The 1,092-nt window shown below is 56.1% G+C and carries 1 pseudogene; it reads left to right on the top strand.

The window, feature by feature from the left end:
* Positions 1–1,092: pseudogene (locus tag TU73_RS27855) on the top strand (IS3 family transposase); the annotation flags it as partial.

The raw sequence follows: 1,092 nt of genomic DNA on the forward strand, positions 1-1,092 counted from the left end.
CAAAAAATGGCTGACCATGAGCAGACGCGTAAAGACAAGAAACGCATCCTGGAGCTGGAGCGCGATCTGCGCCGTAAAGACGCTGCGTTGGCCGAAACCGCAGCGTTGTTAGTGCTGCGAAAAAAGCTCAACGATTACTGGGGGACCGACGGCGAGGACAACTGACTTCTTTGCCGGAACGGCAGTTGTTGGTGGGCTGGTTGATTGAAGCCATCGTCGCAGGCGCCCGAAAATTACGCGCTTGCCAAGAGGTTGGACTGTCGCTGCGAACCTTGCAGCGCTGGACTCAGGCGCCAGAGTTAAAGGCCGATGCGCGCACCACCACCTTGCGGCCCAAGCCGCGAAATGCGCTGAGTGAAATTGAACGACAAGCCATCGTAACCCTGTGCAACAGCCCGATATACGCCCATTTACCGCCCAGCCAGATCGTTCCGCGCCTGGCAGACGAAGCGCGGTATCTGGCATCGGAAGCTACGTTTTATCGCATCTTGCGAGCAGCCGGCCAACAACACCACAGAGGTCGTAGCCGACGGCCTCGGCGCATTGTAATGCCGACAACGCACGCGGCTCAGAAGCCTAACCAGGTGTGGTCGTGGGACATCACGTATCTTCCCTCGCCCATACGCGGTAAGTATTTTTACCTGTATTTGATCGAAGATATTTACAGCCGCAAGGCGGTAGGTTGGGAAGTTTATGATGAAGAAAGTGGTGAAAAGGCTGCTGCGCTGTTGCAACGCAGCGTGATCAATGAGAAGTGCCTGCGTGAGCCCTTGGTGTTGCACTCTGATAACGGAGCGCCAATGAAATCGGTGACGCTGTTAAGCAAAATGTATGAGCTGGGCATCACGCCTTCTCGCGGTCGTCCACGCGTAAGCAATGACAACCCGTACTCGGAATCACTGTTTAGGACACTGAAGTACTGCCCGCAATGGCCCTTGGAAGGCTTCGCCAGCTTGGACGCTGCACGGACTTGGGTGAGGGATTTTATGCGGTGGTACAACAGCGAACACCGGCACAGCCGGATCCGCTTCGTCACCCCATCAGAGCGCCATGGAGGGAAAGATCATCAGATCCTGGCACTGCGCCATGAGC

The organism is Pseudomonas libanensis, assembly GCF_001439685.1.
GTDB classification, from domain to species: Bacteria; Pseudomonadota; Gammaproteobacteria; order Pseudomonadales; family Pseudomonadaceae; genus Aquipseudomonas; species Aquipseudomonas libanensis.